General features: G+C 72.9%; 17 protein-coding genes. 4 read left to right on the plus strand and 13 right to left on the minus strand.

Going from position 1 to position 21,216, the window contains the following annotated elements:
* Window positions 1-227: 227 nt before the first annotated feature.
* A complete protein-coding gene (locus tag ABT158_RS46035; protein ID WP_352364905.1) occupies window positions 228-1,889 on the minus strand; it encodes a class I adenylate-forming enzyme family protein in 1,662 nt (553 codons plus the stop codon).
* A gap of 262 nt (window positions 1,890-2,151) precedes the next feature.
* Here ABT158_RS46035 and ABT158_RS46040 point away from each other — a divergent pair, with 262 nt between their 5' ends.
* The 4 genes from ABT158_RS46040 to ABT158_RS46055 all read left to right on the plus strand — a co-directional run bounded on the left by ABT158_RS46040 (window position 2,152) and on the right by ABT158_RS46055 (window position 6,871).
* Window positions 2,152-3,813 (plus strand): endo-1,4-beta-xylanase, encoded by a 1,662-nt coding sequence (locus ABT158_RS46040; protein ID WP_352364907.1) that lies wholly within the window; start codon window positions 2,152-2,154, stop codon window positions 3,811-3,813.
* A gap of 125 nt (window positions 3,814-3,938) precedes the next feature.
* On the plus strand, window positions 3,939-4,508 hold the full coding sequence (locus ABT158_RS46045) for a dienelactone hydrolase family protein (RefSeq protein WP_352364909.1): 570 nt from the start codon (window positions 3,939-3,941) through the stop codon (window positions 4,506-4,508).
* 228 nt (window positions 4,509-4,736) lie between these two features.
* Entirely contained in the window at window positions 4,737-5,786 is a 1,050-nt protein-coding gene (locus tag ABT158_RS46050; RefSeq protein ID WP_352364911.1) for a TOMM precursor leader peptide-binding protein, read from the plus strand.
* Window positions 5,783-6,871 carry a hypothetical protein gene (locus ABT158_RS46055; protein WP_352364913.1) on the plus strand — a complete coding sequence of 363 codons (1,089 nt, stop codon included), beginning with the start codon at window positions 5,783-5,785 and terminating at the stop codon, window positions 6,869-6,871. The genes ABT158_RS46050 and ABT158_RS46055 overlap by 4 nt, the downstream gene beginning before the upstream one ends.
* 60 nt (window positions 6,872-6,931) lie before the next feature.
* Here the strand turns inward: ABT158_RS46055 and ABT158_RS46060 are convergent, their stop codons facing one another.
* The 12 genes from ABT158_RS46060 to ABT158_RS46115 all read right to left on the minus strand — a co-directional run bounded on the left by ABT158_RS46060 (window position 6,932) and on the right by ABT158_RS46115 (window position 21,194).
* Entirely contained in the window at window positions 6,932-10,090 is a 3,159-nt protein-coding gene (locus tag ABT158_RS46060; RefSeq protein WP_352364915.1) for a helicase HerA domain-containing protein, read from the minus strand.
* Entirely contained in the window at window positions 10,072-10,707 is a 636-nt protein-coding gene (locus ABT158_RS46065) for a hypothetical protein (RefSeq protein ID WP_352364917.1), read from the minus strand. Before ABT158_RS46065 ends, ABT158_RS46060 begins: the two co-directional genes overlap by 19 nt.
* A 3-nt stretch (window positions 10,708-10,710) precedes the next feature.
* Window positions 10,711-11,742: a DUF559 domain-containing protein gene (locus ABT158_RS46070; protein ID WP_352364919.1), complete on the minus strand. Its 1,032-nt coding sequence runs from the start codon at window positions 11,740-11,742 to the stop codon at window positions 10,711-10,713.
* 56 nt (window positions 11,743-11,798) lie between these two features.
* Window positions 11,799-12,458: a sensor domain-containing protein gene (locus ABT158_RS46075; RefSeq protein ID WP_352364921.1), complete on the minus strand. Its 660-nt coding sequence runs from the start codon at window positions 12,456-12,458 to the stop codon at window positions 11,799-11,801.
* 125 nt (window positions 12,459-12,583) lie between these two features.
* Window positions 12,584-13,018, minus strand: coding sequence for a winged helix-turn-helix transcriptional regulator (locus ABT158_RS46080; RefSeq protein WP_352364923.1), 435 nt, complete (start codon window positions 13,016-13,018; stop codon window positions 12,584-12,586).
* Between the two features lie 40 nt (window positions 13,019-13,058).
* A complete protein-coding gene (locus ABT158_RS46085) occupies window positions 13,059-14,657 on the minus strand; it encodes an ABC transporter ATP-binding protein (RefSeq protein WP_352364925.1) in 1,599 nt (532 codons plus the stop codon).
* A complete protein-coding gene (locus ABT158_RS46090) occupies window positions 14,654-15,760 on the minus strand; it encodes a serine hydrolase domain-containing protein (RefSeq protein WP_352364927.1) in 1,107 nt (368 codons plus the stop codon). Before ABT158_RS46090 ends, ABT158_RS46085 begins: the two co-directional genes overlap by 4 nt.
* Entirely contained in the window at window positions 15,757-16,962 is a 1,206-nt protein-coding gene (locus ABT158_RS46095; protein ID WP_352364929.1) for an anhydro-N-acetylmuramic acid kinase, read from the minus strand. Before ABT158_RS46095 ends, ABT158_RS46090 begins: the two co-directional genes overlap by 4 nt.
* Entirely contained in the window at window positions 16,959-17,858 is a 900-nt protein-coding gene (murQ, locus tag ABT158_RS46100; protein WP_352364931.1) for an N-acetylmuramic acid 6-phosphate etherase, read from the minus strand. The genes ABT158_RS46095 and murQ overlap by 4 nt, the downstream gene beginning before the upstream one ends.
* Window positions 17,855-18,682, minus strand: coding sequence for an ABC transporter permease (locus ABT158_RS46105; protein ID WP_352364933.1), 828 nt, complete (start codon window positions 18,680-18,682; stop codon window positions 17,855-17,857). The genes murQ and ABT158_RS46105 overlap by 4 nt, the downstream gene beginning before the upstream one ends.
* The gene (locus ABT158_RS46110) at window positions 18,679-19,647 is read right to left on the minus strand and encodes an ABC transporter permease (RefSeq protein ID WP_352364935.1); all 969 of its coding nucleotides are present in this window, start codon (window positions 19,645-19,647) and stop codon (window positions 18,679-18,681) included. The genes ABT158_RS46105 and ABT158_RS46110 overlap by 4 nt, the downstream gene beginning before the upstream one ends.
* Window positions 19,647-21,194, minus strand: coding sequence for an ABC transporter substrate-binding protein (locus ABT158_RS46115; RefSeq protein WP_352364937.1), 1,548 nt, complete (start codon window positions 21,192-21,194; stop codon window positions 19,647-19,649). The genes ABT158_RS46110 and ABT158_RS46115 overlap by 1 nt, the downstream gene beginning before the upstream one ends.
* Between the last annotated feature and the right edge of the window lie 22 nt (window positions 21,195-21,216).

Here is a 21,216-nt window from a genome sequence, read left to right on the forward strand (position 1 = left end):
CGCCCCCTTGCGGAGGCGCCCCGGAGGGGTTTCAGGCGGGTGTGGGGTCCCGGAAGCGGGTCCGGGAGGTGGGTCGCGTCATAGGAGCGGGGGTCGGGAGGTGGGTCGCGTCATGGGAGCGGGGTCGGGAGTCGGGCCGCGTCATGGGAGCGGGGACCTGGAGTGGGCCGCGTCCCGGAAGCGGGGGCCGGGAGTGGCGTTCCGATCGTGCGGCGGCTTCCGAGGGGTCAGGAGCCGAGGACCTCGCGGCGCAGGTGGGTCTTGAGGATCTTGCCGCCGGGGTTGCGGGGCAGCTCGCCCTCGCGGAACCACACGTGCGCCGGGATCTTGAACTTGGCGATCCGGTCCGCCAGGAACGAGCGCAGCTCCTCGGCCGTGACCGATCGGCCCGCCGCCGGCCGGATCACCGCGCCGACCTCCTCGCCCAGCTCGTCGTGCGGGACGCCGATCACCGCCACGTCGTCCACCGCCGGGTGCTCGAACAGGGCGGCCTCGACCTCGGCGCAGTAGACGTTCTCGCCGCCTCTGATCACCATGTCCTTGGCGCGGTCCACGATGTAGACGAAGCCCTCCTCGTCGATCCTGGCCAGGTCGCCGGTGTGCAGCCAGCCGTTCACGAACGTCTGCGCCGTGGCCTCGGGCTGGTTCCAGTAGCCCATGATCACGTTCGGGCCGCGCACGCACAGCTCGCCCACCTCGCCCGCGGGCAGCTCGGCGCCCATGGGGTCCACCACCCGCACGTCCACGACGGCCGAGGGCATGCCGATGCTGTCGGGCCTGGCGTGGTACTCGGCGCCGCCGTTGCCGATGGCCAGGGCGGTCGTCTCGGTCATGCCGTAGCCGTTGGAGGGGGCGCGGTCGGGCAGGTTCGTGGTGATGCGCTCCAGCAGCTTGGGCGGGGCGGGGGCGCCGCCGTAGCCGAGGGTGGTCAGCGACGACAGGTCGTACTTGCCGAAGTCGGGGTGCGACATGAGCTGCCAGGCGTTGGTCGGCACGCCGATCATCGTGGTGACGCGTTCCCGCTCGATCAGCCGCAGCGCCTGCTCGGGGTCCCACTTGTACATGAGCACCACGCCGCCGCCGGTGAACATCGAGGTGATCATGGCGGAGAAGCAGCCGGTGACGTGGAACAGCGGCACGGTCAGCAGCGTCACCCGGCGCACGCTCGCCGCCGCGCCCGCGTCCTTGCCGGCCATGGTGACCGAGCGGACGAGGCCGTAGGCCACGGTCATGGGGGACTGGCCGAGGTTGCGGTGGCTGCCCAGCGCGCCCTTGGGCCGGCCGGTGGTGCCGGAGGTGTAGAAGATCGTCGCCGGGTCCTCGGGGGACAGCTCGACGTCGGGCAGCCGCACGTCGGCGGTGACCTCGCCCAGCACGTCGCCGAACGACCGCGCGCCCTCGGGCGCCTCGCCCCTGGTCACGATCATCGGCACGCCCGTGGCGGCCAGCCGGACCGCCCGCTCGCCGTCGGCGATCAGCACCTTGGCCCCCGAGTCGCGCACGCCGTAGGCCAGCTCGGCCTCCGTCCACCAGGCGTTCAGCGGTACGGCGATGGCTCCGGCGGCCAGCGCGGCCGAGAACGAGACCACCCATTCCGGGTAGTTGCGCATGGCGATGGCGACGCGGTCGCCCTTGGTGACGCCGTACTCCTCGACCAGGCGGCGGGAGAGGGTGGCGGCGCGGCGGAAGTGCTCCTCGAAGGTGATGTGCTCGTCCTCGTAGGCCAGGAAGACCTGCTCGCCGTGGAACCTGCTGGTCTCCAGCAGGGCGCGGAAGTGTGCCGGCGCGTGCTTCCACGTGCGTACCCCGGTGTCGCCGATCTCCTCGGTCTCGAAAAGCTGGCCGGGGCCGGTGAGCTGGGCTTGGACCTGGGCGTGCGAAAGGGACATGCGCAGAACTCCCGCATCAGACGATTCTTCTGGACTTTCACAGTACCGACCGGTAGGTACGTCGCGCTAGAGCAGCCAAAACCCTGGAGGCAGGTGCTTGTGAAAGTTTCATGTTGAAGCCGATATTTTTCGCTCGCCAACTGCTCTTTTGAGGGGGACGCGCGATCGGCATTGACCGCTTCCCTGCATGTCAATACCGTCTGCGATGCGATCCGTCGCGGATCGAAATGTTTCGGAATCGAGTGCCTGCCCCCGGAGGTAGATGCCCGTGCTCTCATCACTGTCCGTCAGAGTCCTCGCCCTGCTGGGGATTCTCGCAGCATTCCTCCTCCCCGCCACCTCGGCCGACGCCTCGGCGCCCCTGCGCGCGCACGCGTCCGCCAAGGGCAAGTTCATCGGCACGGCGCTCGCCACCGGCCAGCTGTCCGGCGACACCTCCTACCGCACCATCGCGGCGACCGAGTTCAGCCAGGTCACCGCCGAGAACGCGATGAAGTGGGACGCCACCGAGCCCAGCCAGGGCCAGTTCAACTACTCCGGCGCCGACGCGATCGTCGCCTTCGCCGCCCAGAACGACCAGCAGGTGCACGGCCACACCCTCGTGTGGCACAACCAGACGCCGGGCTGGGTGCAGGGCCTGAGCGCGACCGCGATGCGCGCGGCCATGCAGAACCACATCGCCAACGTCGTCGGCCACTTCGCCGACAACCCGGCCGTCGTCTCCTGGGACGTGGTCAACGAGGTCTTCGAGGACAACGGCAACCTGCGCACGTCGTTCTGGTACAACACGCTGGGCTCGGGCTACATCGCCGACGCCTTCCGCGCCGCCCGCGCCGCCGACCCCGACGCCAAGCTGTGCATCAACGACTACAACACCGAGGGCATCAACGCCAAGAGCACGGCGATCTACAACCTGGTCTCCTCGCTGCGCCAGCAGGGCGTGCCGATCGACTGCGTCGGCTTCCAGTCCCACCTGGCCATCCAGTACGGCTTCCCCAGCGACTTCCAGCAGAACCTGCAGCGCTTCGCCGCCCTCGGCGTCCAGGTCCGGATCACCGAGCTGGACGTGCGCATGCAGACCCCCAGGGACGCCACCAAGGACGCCACCCAGGCCACCTACTATCGCAACGTCGTCAACGCCTGCCTCGCGGTGACCGCCTGCCAGGGCGTGACGATCTGGGGCTTCACCGACAAGTACTCCTGGGTGCCCGACACCTTCCCCGGCCAGGGCGCCGCGCTGATCTACAACGAGAGCTACCAGCAGAAGCCGTCGTACACCGCCGTGCACGACGCCCTGGCCGGCGGCGCCGGCACCGACACCACCCCGCCCAGCACGCCGGGCACGCCCACGGCGGGCAACGTCACCGCGAGCTCGGCCACCCTCACCTGGGCCGCCTCCACCGACACCGGCGGCAGCGGCCTGGCCGGCTACGACGTCTACCGCGAGCAGGGCAGCACCGACACCCAGCTCGGCCAGTCCACGGGCAACAGCATCAACCTGACCGGCCTGACCGCGGGCACCCAGTACCAGGTCTACGTGCGGGCGCGCGACGGCGCGGGCAACGTGTCCGGCGACTCCCCGCCGGTCACCTTCACCACCCTGACCGGGGGCGGCGGAGGCGGCTGCACCGCCGCGGGCACCGTGCAGACCCAGTGGAGCGGCGGGTACGTCATCCAGCCCGTGACCGTCACCAACACCCGCACGTCCACGATCAACGGCTGGACGGTCACCTTCACCCTTCCCGCCGGGCACGCCCTGACCGGCTCCTGGAACGCCGCCGTCACCGTCAGCGGGCAGAGTGTCACGGCCAGGAACGCCGGGTACAACGGCACGCTCGCGCCCGGCGCGAGCACCAGTTTCGGGTTCCAGGTCAGCAGGCCGGGCGGCGACACCGCGACGCCGTCCGCCTACACCTGCTCCTGACCCGCGCGACCCCCCGGGCGGACATGGCCACCGCCCGGGGACCCGCGCGCCGGGTGCGGCGGGGCACGGGAGGGTGCCCGAACGGGGCCCTTGGTGGGGCCTGCGCGCGGTGGTACACAGTGCACATGGCAGAGATCATCCTGTTGCACTCCGCACAGGGCCTGCGACCGGGGGTAAGAGGGGCCGCGGAGGCGCTTCGCGCGGGCGGGCACGTCGTGCGCACGCCCGACTACTACGACGGCGAGGTCTTCGACGACCTCGAATCCGGGCTGCGCAAACGGGACGCGATCGGCTTCGACGAGCTCGCGCGCCGCTGGCGGGAGATCGCCGCGCAGGTGCGCGGGCCGGTCGTGTTCGCCGGGTTCTCGCTGGGCGGGTTCGGGGCCCAGCTCCTGGCCGCCGCCCACCCGCTGGCCCGGGGGCTGCTGCTCTACCACGGCTGCGCGGCCGTGGCCGAGGTGAGCGCGGAGGGGTGGCCGGTCTCGGTGCCGGTGCAGCTCCACTACGCGGAGGGCGACCCGTGGGTGGACGCCGGTGACGTCCGCAGTCTGCGGACGGAGCTCGGGCCGTTATTCGAGTGCTTCATTTATCCGGGAAATGTGCACTTGTTCGCCGATCCCGATCTTCCCGGATACTCCGAAGAGTCGGCGGCGCTTATGTGGAAACGATCCCGCGACTTTATTGCGCGGATATAAGCCGATTTCACGAATATTTCGTACTTGGGTCTATCAAAAGGGGTGATCTTTACTTTATGATCTCATCGGCCCATCAAGATCGACGGAAGGATCGCTCATGACGATCGAGATCAAGAAGGTCGAAGAAGTCGAGACCACCGGTAACAGCAACAGCTGCTGACCTCTTCGGGCCTCCCGCGACGCGGCCCGACCCCGCGGGAGGCCCTCACTCGCCCGGGAGCCGCCTTCATGCCCAGGATTCAGGTGAATCCGGTCTTCCCCCTGTTCATCGACGACGCCCGCGGGCGCGTACGGCTCGGCGACTTCCCCCCGACCGGCCAGATCCTCGACCCGGCGCCGCCACCCCTGCGCCGCCTGCTGCGCCTGTGCGCCGAGACCCCCATCGAGCAGTCCGACCTGTACGACCTCCTCGACGACCTCACCCCCGCCGAGATCGACTCGGCCGTCGAACAGCTGCGCGCGGCCCGCTTCCTGGTCACCGACGCCGAGCTGGTCACACTCGCCGCCGACGCCCGTCTGTCCAGGTTCGCGCTGTTCATGGCCATGTTCCAGCCGGCCGACCGGGCCGTGGCCGCGCTCGGCGACCTCGCCGGCCGGCACGTGGCGGTGCTCGGCGCCGGCGCGATCGGCGGCCAGGTCGCCCTGCACCTCGCCACCTCCGGCGTCGGCCGCCTGACCCTGCTCGACGACGACCGCGTCGAGATCGGCAACCTGCACCGCCAGCACCTCTACACCGTCCGCGACCTCGGCGAGCCCAAGACGGCCGCGGCCGCCCGCAGGCTGCGCGAGCACTGCCCGGACGTCCGCGTCACCCGCGTCGAGCGGCGCATCACCGGGCCCTCCGACGTCGTCACCGACGCCGACCTCGTGGTCAACACCGTCGACACCCCGCAGCCGCACATCCGCCGCTGGGTCAACGAGGCCTGCGTGCGGGCCGGCACGCCGTTCGTCACCGGCGGCTTCAACCAGCACGTCGGCCTGCTCGGCCCGCTGGTCGTGCCCGGCAAGACCGGCTGCCTGACCTGCCAGGAGGCCGCCCTGGCCGCGCGGTACGGCTCCACCGTCCTGCCGGCCAACGACAACCCCGGACGGGCCATCCCGTCGTTCGGGCCGTTGTGCGGGATCGTGTCGGGCATGCTCGCCTCCGAGGTGATCCGCTTCCTGACCGGCACCGGCGACCCCGCCGTCGAGGGCCGCAGCCTCTGGCTCGACCTGCTCACGCTGACCACCACGGCCTACGACTTCGACCGCCGCGACGGCTGCGAGGTGTGCGGGTGAAGGCCGAGCCGCTGACGGACCTGTCGTTCCTCAGCGTGGTGGCCGACGGCCCGGACGACTACGTCATCGGCAACGGCGAGACGTTCGTCAACGTGCCCGGCGTGGCGGCGGCCGTGGTCGAGGCGCTCGACGGCACCAGGACGGCCGCCGAGGCCCGCGCCCTGGTACTGGCCGAACGCGGCCTGGACGTGGACGTCGCCGAGTTCGTGACCGGGCTCGGCGCGGCCGGGCTGCTCAGCCGGCCCCGGCGTCCGCCCAACGTGTGGGACCGGATCAGGCCCGGCCACGTGGCCTGGCTGTTCTCCCGCCCGGCGCACGCCGTGCTGGCCGCGCTGACCGTGTGCGCCCTGGCCGCGGCGGTCGCCAGGCCCGGCGTGCTGCCGTCGTTCTCCTCGCTGGTCTGGTCGGACAGCCTCACCTTCACCGTCGCCTTCGCCGCGGGCTCCTGGCTGCTGGTGCTGGTGCACGAGCTCGGCCACATCGCCGCGGCCCGGTCGCTCGGCGTGCGGGCCGAGCTGTCGCTCGGCACCCGCCTGCAGTTCCTCGTCGTGCAGACCAGGATCACCGGCATCTGGGGCGTGCCCAGGCGCGCCCGCTACCGCGCCCACCTGGCGGGCATGCGGGTGGACTGGTTCCTCGCCTGCGCCGGGACCTGCCTCCTGTACGCCGCCGACCTGCCCGTGGTGCGGCTGGTCGTGGTCATCTGCCTGTCGCAGATCGCCTGGCAGTTCCTGTTCTTCATGCGCACCGACGTCTACTACGCCATCGCCAACGCCGGCGGCAACAAGAACCTCATGGCCGACGCGCAGGCCTACCTGCGGGCGCGGCGCACCCGTACGGCGCCGCGCGGCGTCCGGGTGTACGCCTGGTTCCTCGTGGCAGGGCGGGTGCTCGGGCTGGCCTTCTTCGCCCTCTACACGGTCCCGGTGACGGTCGCCGTGTGCCGCCGGGCCGTCGAGGAGCTGCCGGGCTGGCAGCCGGTGGCCGCCCTGGCCGTGGTCGGCGCCGGCTGGGCGCTCTACCTGGCCGTCCTGGGCCGCCGCCTGCTGGCCTCGGCCCGCCGCCCGGGCCGCCCGGACTCCTGAGGCAGCCGACGCAGGTCGGCGCGGTCCCGGCCGCCCCCTCCGCGGCCGGGACCGTGCCGATCAGGCGCCCCCGCGGCTCCTGGCGACGACCTCCTCCGTGGTGAGCGGCGCCTTCGGGTGGTGCGTCAGGCACATGGGCACGCGCGCCTTGGCGAACCCGCCGCCCTCACCGGCCACGTAGAACTCGCCCGCGCCCAGCCGGGAGATGTCCGGCACGTCGCCGCCGCCCTTGAACTGGGCCATCTCCCTGGCCGCGCTGATCTGGATCGGCGCGTTCAGCAGGCCGAAGAACTGCGTGGCGCAGTTGCCGGGGATCTGGTTGTGCAGCCCCTTGGGCGCCTGCGTGGCGAAGACCAGGCCCAGGCCGTACTTGCGGGCCTGGGAGGCGAGCAGCACCGTGCTGCGGGTGGAGACCGACGCGCCGCCCGCCGCGGGGGCGAACGTCTGCGCCTCGTCCATGACGAACAGCGCGCCCAGCGGACGGTCCTGGGCGGGGTGCCGCTTGAACCAGACGAACAGCTCCATCTGCAGCCGGCTGACGAAGCTCTGCCGCTGCTCCAGGCCCGGCAGCCCGGCCAGGCTGATCACCGAGACGCGGGCCCGCCGGCCCGGCGGCGGCGTCACCAGCAACCCGGGATCGACCGGCTCGCCGGCCCCGCCGAACAGCGGGTCGTTGTCCATCGCCGCGGTCAGCGACTGGGACAGGTCGGCCGCGATGCGCCGGGCGCTGGCCAGCTCGCTCACCCCGTCCGGCAGGTCGGCCAGGTACGCCGCGAACCCTCTCAGACTGGTCGCGCCGCCGCCTCCGTAGGCGGCCAGGGCCCGCCTGAGCACGGCCTGCCCGCGCAGCGCCTTGTCGGTGTTGGCGTCCAGCCTGACCCGCGGCACGATGAACGCGACCGCGGCCTCGACCGCCTCGGCGAACTCGTCGGGGTCGCCGGCCAGGCTCGCCAGGTCGGGCAGCGGCTGGAAGCTCAGCGGACGCCCGCCCGTGCGTCCCGGCGTCCAGACGGTCACGTCGGTGGCCGCCAGGTACTCCGCGGCGCGGCGGGCGTCGCCCTCCGCCCACGTGCGCGGCGGCTCGGGCCACGGCTCGTCCAGCCGGGCCAGGTCGTTGTTCGGGTCCAGCACGATCGAGGAGACCCCGCGCAACGCGCACTCCTCGACCAGCCGCCTGATCAGCACGGTCTTGCCCGAGCCGGAACCGGCGAAGATCGCCGTGTGCTTGCGCAGCGACTCCAGCGCGATCCGCACCGGCTCGCCGTCCGCGATCCGCCGTCCGATCGTCAGGGAGTGGTCCTGGTCGCCGCCGTCCTGGCTGCGCGCCGCGACGGAGCTCTCGGGGGCCTCTACGGCGGGAACGCTCCACGCGTCGGCCAGCGCCTCGGTGAGGAAGCCGATCCCGGACGTCGGCCGCCGCGCGGCGAGCCAGGCGGCCAGCTCCGGCGGGCCCTCCGCGACCAGGGCCCGCAGCGCGGCGAGGACCAGCAGGTCCTGGCGGCTCATCCGCAGCGTCCGGCCGCCCGCCCGCTCGAACGCCGCGATCGCCTCCCGCGTCGCCGGCCCGGACGACCACGGGGTGTCGCGCAGCAGGAACAACCGCCGTTTGGGCACCTCCGCGTCCAGTCCGGCCGCCACGCACGCCTTGCGGAGGCGGTTCAGCGCCGCGTTGCCGTGCGTCGCGCTGACCGCGCGGAAGGCCCAGTGGACCTCGTCCTCCCTGCTCTCGTCGAGCGTGCGGCGCAGCCGGGCGTGCAGCGGGGGCTTGGCGCTCGGCGGCGGGTCCAGGCTGAAGGCCCGGCCGGCCGCCCCCTGCTCGGCGATCCACGCGGACAGCCCGGCGGCCAGCAGCGCGGGCATCGCGGTGTCCTCACTCGCCTGGTCGATCATCGGAGCCTGCGTGGCCTCCAGCAGCTCGGCGAAGCGGGCGTCGAGCGCGGCGAGATCGGCGGCGCCGGCCGGCGCGCCAGGGCCGGCGTGGTCGGCGGGGCGCGCGGGCGGCTGCGGACGCGGCGCCGTCTCCGCCGCGAACCCGGTCAGCTCCCTGACCTCGCCGTCCGTGAGGCAGGCGTGGACGTGCCGGTCGATCCGGATGAGCAGCTCGCGCGGGGTGAACCCGGGCGCCTGCTCGAACGCCTCCGGCCGGACCGGCCACGTCGGGTACGGCGGCTTGACGCCCGCCTCGCCGTACTGCACCTCGAAGCGGGTGGCGACCAGGGCGCGGGCGGTGGCCGCGTCGGGGATGGTCATGAGCGGGACCGCCTGGCGGAAGCGGTCGCGCACGGTGTCGACCGCCACCTGCTCGATGAGCGCCCACGTGGCGGGGATGCAGGTCACCACCGTCAACGTCCGGCGGGTGACCTCGCGCAGCGCCATCAGGCCGCCCGCGATGCGCTCGATCATGAGCTGCTCGGCCGGGTCGTGCCCGGCGCGGCCGGAGGTGGTGACCCGGGACTGGGCGACCAGCGGGTCGATCTGGTCCACCGCGACGATCGTGGGGCCGGTGAGCGCCATCAGCCGCGAGAGGTCCCTGACGATCTCCTGCGGCGTGCGCCCGAGCTGCCGGATGCCCCAGCGGGCCCGCTCGCCCGGCTCGCCCTCGGGCGCCGACGACAGGTACGACTCCCCGAGGTCCTGCAGCCCTGGATCGTCGCCGGCCAGCAGGACCAGGGCGCGCGCGGCGTCCTGGCTGTCGCGGCCGACCTGGCCCCCGACGCGGCGGAACGCGGTGACGAAGGCGTCCAGCTCGTCCCGGGTGAGGCCGCGCTTGCCGGTGATCGAGCGGCGGGCCATGCGGGACAGCCCCGCCATGATGGCCAGGCGGTCCAGGAGCACGGTGAGCTGCGTCTGCCCGTCGTGGCGGGGCCGGGAGAGGCTGTCCAGCAGGGAGACCACGATGCTCTCCCAGAACCCCTTGGCGTCCAGCAGGCCGACCAGGACGAAGTAGCCGTCCGCGCGCTGGGCGCGTTCGCGCAGCCAGCCGAGCAGGTGGGTCTTGCCGGTGCCGCGCTGGCCCTGCACGACAACGCCGATGGGGCTGCTCTCGGGACGGTGGGCGGCCTCGGCCAGCCCGTCGAGGAGGATCTTCGTCGACGCGCCGTGCAGGCCCTCGACGTGGAAGGGGGAGCGGCGCCACACGTCGTCGGCGCCCTCGGTGTAGTTGAACGTCAGCGCGGCCAGGTCCGCGATGCCGCCGCCGCTCACAGCTCGCCGATCCACAGCAGATGCTTGTCCTGCCCGCCTATGATCACCGCCGCTTCGCGGTCCTCGGGCGTGAGCGTCTTCTGGTTCGACTCCGGGACCAGGTTCACGTCCGGGAGACGTTCCATCAGGACGAGCGTCTCGTCCACCTCGTGCTTCGGCACGGCGGGGAGCAGCCGCCGGAGCGCTGTCAGGCTCACCCATGAGCCGGGCGCGGCGGCCAGTTCGGCGTACGCGGCACGGATGCGCGACTCCAGACCCGCGGGGAGGACGTCCGGTTCGGGCTGGAAGATCTCCGACAGCCGCTGGTCGGTGCGCCGCATGAACCGGGGCAGCCATTCGAGCAGGGCCCGCGCGATGGCCCCCGACGAGCCGGTCTGCGGCGGGATCGCCCCGGCCCGCAGGTCCTCGGCCAGCCTGGCCCACCCGGAGTCGGTGAGCACGTGCACGAAGGCGCGTCCGCGCCTGGGCTGCCGGCTCTCGACCAGCTTCAGCTCGTTGAGCTTCAGCCGCCTCGGACGGTCGATGGTCAGCCTGTAGTGCTCCTTGAGCTCGCTGCTAGACACCTCGCGGGCTTCGACGGCCAACACCAGCAGGGCAGTGAACTCGGGCAGGGTCAGCCCTTTGTCCGGCATATCTCATCCTTCCGCTCTGCGGCGGTTCCGCAGAAACTGGCCGATCTGACGGACGACGGTGTCCATGTCAGTCATCACCTGAGCATCGGGAAAGCGCAGCACGGCGTAACCGTCGAGTTGCAGGAGCACGTCCCGCTGCCGGTCCGCGGCGAACTTCGCCGGCGCCCGGTGGTCGGGACCGTCGATCTCCACGACGCACCGCTCCCGCTCCCAGAGCAGGTCCACCCGGATCGGCACGTCCAGCGGACCCGGCCGGTACGTCTGGTTCCAGGCCCGGCCCCCGGCCCACGCCCGCGCCGACAGGGCGGCCTCCAGCGCCCGCTCGCTCGCGCTGCCCGGATGCGGCCTGCCCGCCACCGGCGGATACGCGACGGCGGGCGCCCGATCGGCGGTCGCGGGAAGCGGGACGGCCTCCCGGGCGCCAACGGCAGCCGCCGGGAGCGGGTTCGTGGGGAGCGGGGTGGCGATCGTCCGCACGCGGTCGTCGTGCAGGGGCGGGCCCGCCAGCCAGACGCCGGCCCGGCCCCGGTGCGCCAGCCACTCGCACCCGGCGACCAGCACTTCCCGGGACGCCGCGCCGAGCCCGTCCGGCACCCGCACCAGGACCGCCAGCCGGGCCCGGCCGAAGCTGTCGGCCAGCACCCTGACCAGCCCCGCCGCCCGGACCTCCGGCGCCAGAGCGCTGGGCCCGCCGGTGAGCGCCCGCCGGGCCAGCTCGGCGAGGAACGGCCCGAAGTGTCCGGTCACCGAGGCCCTGCGCAGGGCCAGCGCCTGGACCGCGGCCACGTTCACCCCGGACGCGCCCTCGACGCCCTCGGCCCCCGGTAACCAGGCCGGGAACAGCGCGATGGCCGCCTTGTCCAGCTCACGCAGGACGGAGGCGGCCAGGTCGGCGACGGAACGTTCCTCGGCGGCGAAGTAGGTGACGACGGCCGGGGCGTCGTCCGGCAGGGGATCGAGGGCCAGTGCCACGGCGTCGGGGTCGGCGTCGAGCCGTACCACCTGGCCGATCGGCAGCTCTGCCCACGACGGCACGGCTTCCTGCCCTCACAAGATCGGAAACTTCGGCACTTGGGAGGGTAACCCCGTCCCTAGCGGGCTGTCACCCAGACCGGGGACGCACTCTCCACGGACGGGACGTGCGCGCGGGTCAGCAGGGCCTGGGACACGCTCGCCTTCACCAGGGCCGCCGTCCGCACCACCGGGACGAGCGTGAGCGCGAACAGCAGGCCCACCGCCGTGTTGAACACCACGAACGGCACGGTCCCGGTGCCGAGGCCGAGCAGGGCGGGCAGGCCGCCGTCCACGCCGGGGATCGCGGCGATCGCCCAGCCGTAGACCGGGAAGGTCAGGCCGAGCAGCGCGCCCGCCCACCACACCGCGCTCACGACGGCGGCGGCCAGCGAGACCGGGAAGGTGATGATCGCGTGCAGCAGGTCCATCGCCGCCTGGCCGGAGGCCAGCGGGTTCATCATGCGGCGGAAGGAACCCGCCCCCGCGGGGGTCTGCGCGTAGCGGGGGCGGGCGATCGGGTGGCCGAGCACTCCGGGGAGCGCGGCGCGCTCCAGGTCGGCGAAGTGGCGGGCCATGGCGGCGGTGGCGGCCAGGACGGGCAGCCCGACGACCACGACCGCCGAGCCGAGACCGGCCGAGACTCCGGCGACGGCGAGGGTGAAGGAGGCGGCGGCCATGGGGAGGCCGAGCAGGGTGTAACGGGTGTCGGTGGCGACGCGGTGCCGGAGGGTTGTCATGGCTACGACGCTACGGGCCCGGCGGGGGAGCGATCGATCCTGACGGCGGGCCATTGCGTGGTAGGGCAGGCCCTACCACGACCCCTACCACGACCCCCGGCGGACCCCTGGGAAAACGGTCCCCGCTACTGCGGCTGGTCCACCCGGATCACGGTCAGCTCCTGCGGGCGCACCGGCTCCCGGCAGTGCGCGCACACCGTGAGCGGCTCCAGGGGCTCGCCGCACGAGTGGCGCCACACGGTGGGCGGCTCGCCCTCGGTGACGTACCGGTCGCCCCAGTCCATGAGGGCGAGCAGGACCGTGTGCAGGGCCTGGCCCGACTCGGTGAGGACGTACTCGTGGCGCGGCGGGTGCCGCTCGTACGGCACCCGCTCCAGCAGGCCCACCTCGACCAGCTTGCGCAGCCGGGCGGTGAGGATGTCGCGGCTGGCGCCGGTGTTGCGGGCGATCTGGTCGAAGCGGCGCACCCCGAGCATGATCTCGCGCATCGCCAGCAGGCTCCACCGCTCGCCCACGACGGCCAGCGCGTTGGCGATCGAGCACTCTCTCGGGCGGGACAAGACCCCTCCGCTCAGGTAGGTCCGGATTTCCAACTTACCATCAGGCGGCCCGTCCAGGGATGGCGGCGAGCAGCTCGCGGGTGTAGTCGGCCCGCGGCGAGCCGAAGATCTCGGCCGCCGTGCCGCTCTCCACGATCCGGCCCGCCTGCATCACGTGCACCCGGTGCGAGATCATCCGGACGACGGCCAGGTCGTGGCTGATGAACAGGTAACTGAGCCCGAGGTCGCGTTGCAGCTCGGCGAGCAGCTCCAGGATCTGGGCCTGGACCAGCACGTCGAGAGCGGAGACGGCCTCGTCGAGCACGACCAGCTCGGGGGAGAGCGCCAGCGCCCGCGCGATCGCCACCCGCTGCCGCTGGCCGCCGGACAGCTCGTGCGGCAGCCGCTCGGCCACCGACGCCGGCAGCGACACCTTCTCCAGCAGCTCGGCGACGGTCCGCGCACGCTCGGCCGGGGTGCCCACGCGGTGCACGCGCAGCGGCTCGGCGATCGACTTCTCGACCGTGTAGCGGGGATCGAGCGAGGCGTACGGGTTCTGGAAGACCGGCTGCACCCGGCGGCGGAAGGCGAACAGCTCCCGGCGGCCGAGCGAGGTCAGGTCGGTGCCGTCGAACAGGATCCGGCCGGAGGTGATGCCGTCCAGGCCGAGCAGCAGGTTGGCGGTGGTCGACTTGCCCGAGCCCGACTCGCCCACGACCGAGACGGTACGGCCGCGCGGGATCGTGAAGGAGACCCCGTCCACCGCCGTGAACTCCCCGGCGCCGCCCCGCAGCGGGAACACCTTGCGCAGGTCCTCCACCACGACCAGGTCCTCGGCGCTCTCCTCGGGACCGGGCTCGGCCACCCGCACCGACGACAGGCTCGGCACGGCCTTCAGCAGCCGCCGGGTGTACTCGTGCCGCGGGTCGGCCAGCAGCTCGGCCGCCGGGCCGGTCTCCACGATCTCGCCCCGGTACATGACGGCCACCACGTCGGCCCGTTCGGCGGCCAGCGCCAGGTCGTGCGTGATGAGGAAGACGGCGGTGCCCATCTCGGCGGTGAGCTGCCCGAGCTGGTCGAGGATGCGCCGCTGCACGGTCACGTCGAGGGCCGAGGTCGGCTCGTCGGCGATGAGCAGCTTGGGCCGGCAGGCCAGGCCCATGGCGATGAGCGCCCGCTGCCGCATGCCGCCGGAGAACTCGTGCGGGTACTGCCCGGCCCGCCGCTCCGGCTCGGGGATGCCGACCATCTCCAGCAGCTCGGTCACCCGCCCGCGCGCCGCCCGGCCCGCGGCCAGGCCGTGCACCTCAAGGGCCTCGGCGATCTGGTCGCCGATGCGCATGAGCGGGTTGAGGTTGGACATCGGGTCCTGGGGCACCAGGCCGATGCCCGCGCCCCGGACGGCGGTCATCTCGCGCTCGCTCACCCCGGCCAGGTCGCGGCCGTCGAACAGCACCTGGCCGGTCGTGATGCGGCCGCCCGCGGGCAGCAGCCGGTTGACCGCGGCGGCCGTGGTGGACTTGCCCGACCCCGACTCGCCGACCACGGCCACGGTCTGTCTCGGCAGGATCTCCATCGAGACGTTCTTGACGACGGTGACGTCCTGCTTGCGGGTGCGGAAGGCGACGGAGAGGTCGCGGATCTCCAGGAGCGGGGTCATGCGGTCCTCGATCGGTGGGTGATGGCCTGCAGCAGGCCGGTCCAGAGGGCGTCGGTGGGCGTCGGCGCGGCCGTCGTCAGCAGGCGGTTGCTCGCCAGCGCGATCGCGACGTCCCGGCCGGGGACGAACCCGACGGCGCACCCGACGTAGCCGGGGTGGCCGAGCACGGTGACGGTCTCCTCCCGCAGGTCGAGCCGGTAGGTGCGGAAGCCGAGCGCCTGGCCGGGGTCGGGGCCGGGGGTGAAGAACTCGCGGGCGACCTCGGGCCGCCACAGCCGGTCGTGCTCCTCGTAGCGGGACAGCGCGGCGGCGTACCGCAGCAGGTCCGGGACGGTGGCGAACAGCCCGGCGTGGCCGGCCACGCCGCCGAAGGCGTGGTAGGCGTTGCCGTCGGCGACCTGGCCGAGCACCGGCTCGTGCCGCCAGCCGGCGAAGTCCGCGCTGCGGAAGGGCACCGGGTACGGCTCGGAGGTGTCGAGCATGCGCATCTCGACCCGGTCGTCCAGGGCGCTCATGGCCACCTCGGGCCCCGCCGGCTGCGCGTACGTGGTGTCGGCCAGCCCGAGCGGGCCGGTGACCAGCTCGGCCACCGCCCGCTCCAGCGACGTGCCGGTGACGGTCTCGACCACCCGGCCGAGCAGGATGAAACCCAGGTCGGAGTAGTGCCGTTCGCGGCCGGGCGCGTAGCGCGGGGCGGGCATCCGGGCGTCGAGGTACAGCGGCCACCACTCCCACAGCCCGGCCCGGTGCAGCAGCAGGTCCCGCACGGTGACCTGGTCGGGGCAGCCCTCCGGCAGGTACGCGGCCGCCCGCTCGTCCAGGTCCACCAGGCGGTCGGAGACCAGGCGGAGGAGGGCCGTCGTGGTGGCGACGACCTTGGTGACCGAGGCCAGGTCGTGGTACGTGCCAAGGGTCATGGGGGCCTCGCCGGCGAGCGCGCCGCCGTCCGTCCGGCGCACGGTGCGGTGGCCGGTGCACTCGGTCAGGTCGAACCACGGCGTGCGGGCCGCCCGGACCAGGCCCGCGGGCGGGCCGGGCTCGGGGCTCGCCGGCCCCCCTGGCCGGTTCGAAGGTCCGGGCGGCGCGGCGGGGGCCGGGGTCATCGGCGCAGCACCAGCGAGCGCGGCGGCGTGGGCAGCGGGGCGGGCAGGACGAGCGGGCCCGCGCCCGGCGTCAGCGTGCCGAGCACCCGGGCGGCCTTCGCGCCCGTGCCGCCGGGGACGGTGCCCGGCAGGCCGTGGGCGGTCAGCCAGCCGATGAGCGCGAAGGCGATGGCCTCCTTGTCGTCGGCCGGGGCGCCGAGCTCGTCGGACAGCGACACCCGCACGCCCGGCAGGGCAGCGCGCAGGCCGTCCATGATGACCGGGTTGCGGCAGCCGCCGCCGGAGACGACCAGCACGTCCACGCCCGCCGCGGCGACGTCGGCCGCCACCGTGCGGACCGTCAGCTCGGTCAGCGTCGCCACCAGGTCGGGGCCGGACGGCTCGCGGCCCGCCCTGGCGATCGCCGCCTCGACGTAGGCCAGGTGGAACAGCTCCTTGCCGGTGCTCTTCGGCGCGGCCAGCCGGTAGTACGGCTCGTCGAGCAGCACGTCGAGCAGGCGTTCGTCCACGTGGCCGGAGGCGGCGATCCGGCCGTCCTCGTCGTAGCCGCGCGGGTTCAGGCCGCGGCCGGCCACCACGGCGTCCACGAGGGCGTTGGCCGGGCCGATGTCGTAGGCGCTCAGGCCGCCGTCGCGCACGACGGTCATGTTGGCGATGCCGCCCAGGTTGAGCGCCGCCGCGCCGCCAATGCTGCCCGTGCCGCCCGTGCCGCCCGTGGGCCCGTCCGACAGCAGGCCGCCGAGCAGCAGGTCGTCCAGCACGGAGACCAGCGGGGCGCCGTGGCCGCCCGCGGTGATGTCGCGGATGCGCACGTCCGACAGCACGGGCGCGCCGGTGCGCTCGGCGATCCAGGCGGGCTGGCCGATCTGCAGGGTGCCGCGCGCGTGCGCGCCCTCCACCCAGTGGAAGACCGTCTGGCCGTGGGAGACGATCAGGTCGGCCGGGCCGGCCTGCTCGGCCGCGGCCGCGGCGGCCTCGGCGAAGCACTGGCCGATGAGCGTGTCGAGCACGCACACCTCGGCCAGCGTGACGGGCGCGGGCGGCAGCGCGGCCACCAGCCGGGCGCGCAGCTCGCCGGGGTAGGGGGTGCTCGCGGTGTGCAGCACGCGGCCGGTCAGCACGTCGCCGTCGCGGGCGAAGTCGACCAGGGCCACGTCGATGCCGTCGTGCGAGGTGCCGGAGATCATGCCGAGGATCTTCATGCCGGCTCTCCCAGCGCCACGCGCAGCCGTCCCTCGCTGCGGTCCAGCAGCGCCGCCGCCTCCTGCGGCCCGAGCCCGAGCCGGGCGCCGAGCACCGCCTGCTTGACGTTGAAACCGTGCTGGTCGAGCACCCGTTCCGCCTCCTCGCGGTCCACACCGGCGATCGTGCGCACGATCCTGATCGCCCGTTCCCGTAGCTTGCCGTTGCTGGCCTTGACGTCGACCATCAGGCTCCCGTACGTCTTGCCGAGCCGGACCATGACGATGGTCGAGAACATGTTGAGCACGAGCTTCTGCGCCGTGCCCGCCTTGAGCCGGGTCGAGCCGCTGACCACCTCGGGCCCGACCAGCACCTCGATCGCGTGCTCGGCCGCGCCGCTGAGCGGGGTGCCCGGGTTGCAGGACAGGCCGACGGTCAGCGCGCCGCGCTCGCGGGCCCGCCGCACCGCGCCCAGCACGTACGGCGTGCGCCCGCTGGAGGCGATGCCCACCACCGTGTCCAGCGGCCCGACGCCGGCCGCGTCGATCGCCGCCGCGCCGGCCCCCGCGTCGTCCTCGGCGCCCTCGCACGGGTGCACGATCGCCCGCTCGCCGCCGGCGATGACGGCGAAGACCTGCTCGGGCGGGGTGCTGAAGGTGGGCGGGCATTCGGAGGCGTCCAGGACGCCGAGCCGGCCCGGCGTGCCCGCGCCCACGTAGACCAGCCGGCCGCCGGCCCGTACCAGCTCGGCGGCGGCCTCGATGGCCGGGGTGATCTGCGGCAGCGCCGCGGCGACCGCGGCGGGGACGGTGGCGTCGGCCGCGTTCATGGTCGCGGCGAGCTCGGCCACGCTCATGGTGTCGATGTCCGCGAAGCGCGGGTCGGCCGATTCCGTGGTCAGTTCTGAGAGGTTCACCGCTTGCCTCGGGTTCTGGGGTCGAGAGTGTCACGCAGGCCGTCGCCGAGCAGGTTCAGGCCCACCACCAGCAGCACGACGACCGCGCCCGGCGCGATCAGCGTCCAGGGGGCGACGAACACCAGGCTGCGCGCCTCGAAGATCATCGAGCCCAGCGAGGGGGCGGGCGGCGGCGTGCCCAGGCCGAGGAAGCTCAGCGACGCCTCGGTCAGCACGGCCCACGACAGCGACAGCGCCACCTGGATGACGATGATCGAGGTGATGTTGGGCAGCACGTGCCTGAGCATGATCTGCCAGCGGCTCTGGCCGGTGGAGACCGCGGCCTTGACGTACTCGATCTCCCGGAGGGACAGCACGGGGCCGCGCGTGACACGGATGAAGATGGGGACGTACACGATCGCGATGGCGACGGCGACCGTGAACCAGTTGCGGTCCAGCACCGAGGCCAGCGAGAGCGCGAGCAGCAGCGGCGGGAACGCGAACAGCACGTTCGTCACGCCGCCGATGGCGCCGTCGGCGAAGCCGCGGTAGAAGCCGGACACCAGGCCGCCCAGCGTGCCGACCACGGTGGCGAAGGCCACCGCGACCACCGCGATGAGCGCCGAGTTGCCGACCCCGGCCGCCACCCGGGAGAAGACGTCCCGGCCGAACTGGTCGGTGCCGAACAGGTGCGTCCCGGACGGCGACAGGAACCGCTCGGGCGGGTTCTGGGCGATCGGGTCGTAGGGGAGCAGCCCGGCGTACGACAGCGCCGCCACCACGGCCAGCACCAGCAGCACGATCGTGCCCGCCAGCATGGCGGGGCTCCTGCGCAGCGCGGTCACGACGCCCTCACCCGCGGGTCGATGATCCGGTACAGCCCGTCGGTCAGCAGGTTGACCAGCACGAACGCCAGCGCGATGACCAGGACCGTGCTCTGCACGACCGCGTACTCCTTCTGCTGGATGCCGAGCAGCACCTGCCGGCCCACGCCGGGCACGGAGAAGATCTGCTCGACCACGACCGCGCCGCCGAGCAGGTAGCCGAACTGCAGCCCGGTCATCGTCACGATCGGCACCAGCGCGTTGCCCAGCACGTGCCGGACCTGCAGGCGGCGCGGCGGCACGCCCTTGGCGCGGGCGGTGCGCACGAAGTCCTCCGAGCGCACCTCCAGCACCGCCGTACGGGTGGTGCGCAGGATCGGCGCGGCGATGCCGAAGCCGAGCACGAGCGCGGGCAGGAACATCTGCTGCAGGTTGAGCAGCGGGTCCTCGGCGAGCGTGGCGAAGCCCTGGCCGTTGGGGTTGAAGCCGAACGACGCCGCGAAGATCGACAGCAGCGTCGTGGCCAGCAGGAACGCCGGGACCGACAGCCCGGCCAGGCTCACGACCTGGCCGAAGGCGTCCCGCGGCGAGTTCGTCCTGGACGCCGACAACATGCCGAGCGGCACGCCCAGCAGCAGCGCCAGCACGATCGAGAACACCGCCAGCTCGAACGTCACCGGCAGCGAGTGCAGCGTCATCTCCAGCACGCCCTGCTGCGAGCGGGCCGAGTAGCCGAAGTTGCCGGTGAGCATGTTGCCCAGCCAGGAGAAGAACTGCGTGACCGGCGACTGGTCCAGCCCGTAGTACTGCTCCAGGGCCACCCGCTGCGCCGGGGTGAGGGCAGCCGCCTCAGTGCCGAGCCCCGCGGTGATCTGGTCGCCGGGGATCGCCCGGAGCATGACGAAGACGAACACGGCCACCCCGAACAGGGTGCCGATCGTCGAGGCCACGCGCCGGACGGCCCGGCCTGCGAGGATCCGGCGCATCAGGCGACGGACGTCGTGCGCAGGTACTGCAGCGACCCGCTGACCATCGGTACGAACCCGGACACGTTGGAGGTGGTGCCGGTGTAGGTGTAGCTGGTGAACAGCCAGATCCAGGGCGCGTTGGCCTCCAGCTCGGCCGAGACCTTCTCGTAGATCGCCTTGCGGGCGGCCGGGTCGGTCGTGGCCTTGCCCTCGGCGAACAGCTTGTCCAGCTCCGGCGAGCTGTACCCGGCGACCTTGTTCAGGTTGCCCTTGCTGGTGAAGTAGCGGCCGTAGGAGCCGTCCGGGTCCGGACGGCCGCCGTTGAGCGCGACGGCGGCGTCGAAGTCGGCCGCCACCCAGCGGTCCACGAACGCGCCGGACTCCAGCACCTCCAGGTCCAGGGTGATCTTGGCCTCGGCGAGCTGCGCCTTGAGGTTCTGGGCCTCGTTCACGGAGGTGGCGTACTCGCCCTGGGAGACGATGGCCTTGACCGTCACGCCGCCGGACTTGCCGGCCTTGCCGAGGTACTCGGCGGCCTTGGCCAGGTCGCGGGCCGGGCAGGGACGCTTGGCCGGGTCGGACTTGAAGGCCGGGGCGGTGATCGGCCCGGTCACCTCGCCCTCGCCGAGCGCGGCGGTGTCGAGCACCTGCTTGCGGTCGATCGCGCACTGGATCGCCAGGCGCACGTTGACGTCCTTGAGGTCGCCGCGCTGGGCGTTGAGCTGCAGGGCGTGGTAGCTGAGCTGCGGCGTCTTGGTGACGGTGATCGTGCCGCCGCCCTGCGCGGTCTGGGCGACCAGCGGGTCGTTGAAGACCGCGAGCTGCACGTTGCCCGACTGCATGGCCGAGACGATGGACGACTCGTCCGGGATCACCCGGAACTCGACGCTGCCCACCTTGGCCTTCTCGGCGCCCCAGTACTTGTCGTTCCTGGCCAGCGTCAGCGACTGGCTCGGGACGCGCTTGCCCAGCGTGAACGGGCCGGTGCCGTTGGGGGTGGCGTTGAGCTTCTCCTCGGTGTCGTCGGAGGAGAGCATCGCCATGTTGACGGTGGCCAGGTTCGCCGGGAGCGCGGCGTCGGGGCCGGTCAGCTGCAGCACCACCGTGCTCTCGTCGGGGGCCTCGACGGACTTCACCGACGCCAGCGACGCCCGCGCCACGGCCGCCGTCTTCTCGTCCATGATCTTCTCCAGGGACGCCTTGACGTCCTTGGAGTCGAAGGCGCTGCCGTCGCCGAAGGTCACGCCCTTGCGCAGGGTGAGGGTCAGCTTCTTGCCGTCCTCGGACGCCTGCCACGACTCGGCCAGGCCCGGCACGACGTTCAGGTCCTTGTCGAACTCGGTGAGGGTGCCGTAGATGTTCTGCAACACGTTCACGGCCGTGAACTGGGTGGCCTTCCAGGGGAAGAGCGTGTCGGGGTCGGAGGTCACGCCGACGACCAGGGCGCCGCCGGACTTGCCCGTGGCACCGGTGCTGGTCGCGGGCCCGGAAGATGATGAACAGGAGGTCAGGGCGATGGACAGCACTGCGGCGGCGCCGATCGCGGAGAGCGCGCCACGGGGCATGTGGTCTCCTCAGGGGCAGTAG

Source organism: Nonomuraea sp. NPDC001636 (assembly GCF_040298265.1).
Lineage (GTDB): Bacteria > Actinomycetota > Actinomycetes > Streptosporangiales > Streptosporangiaceae > Nonomuraea.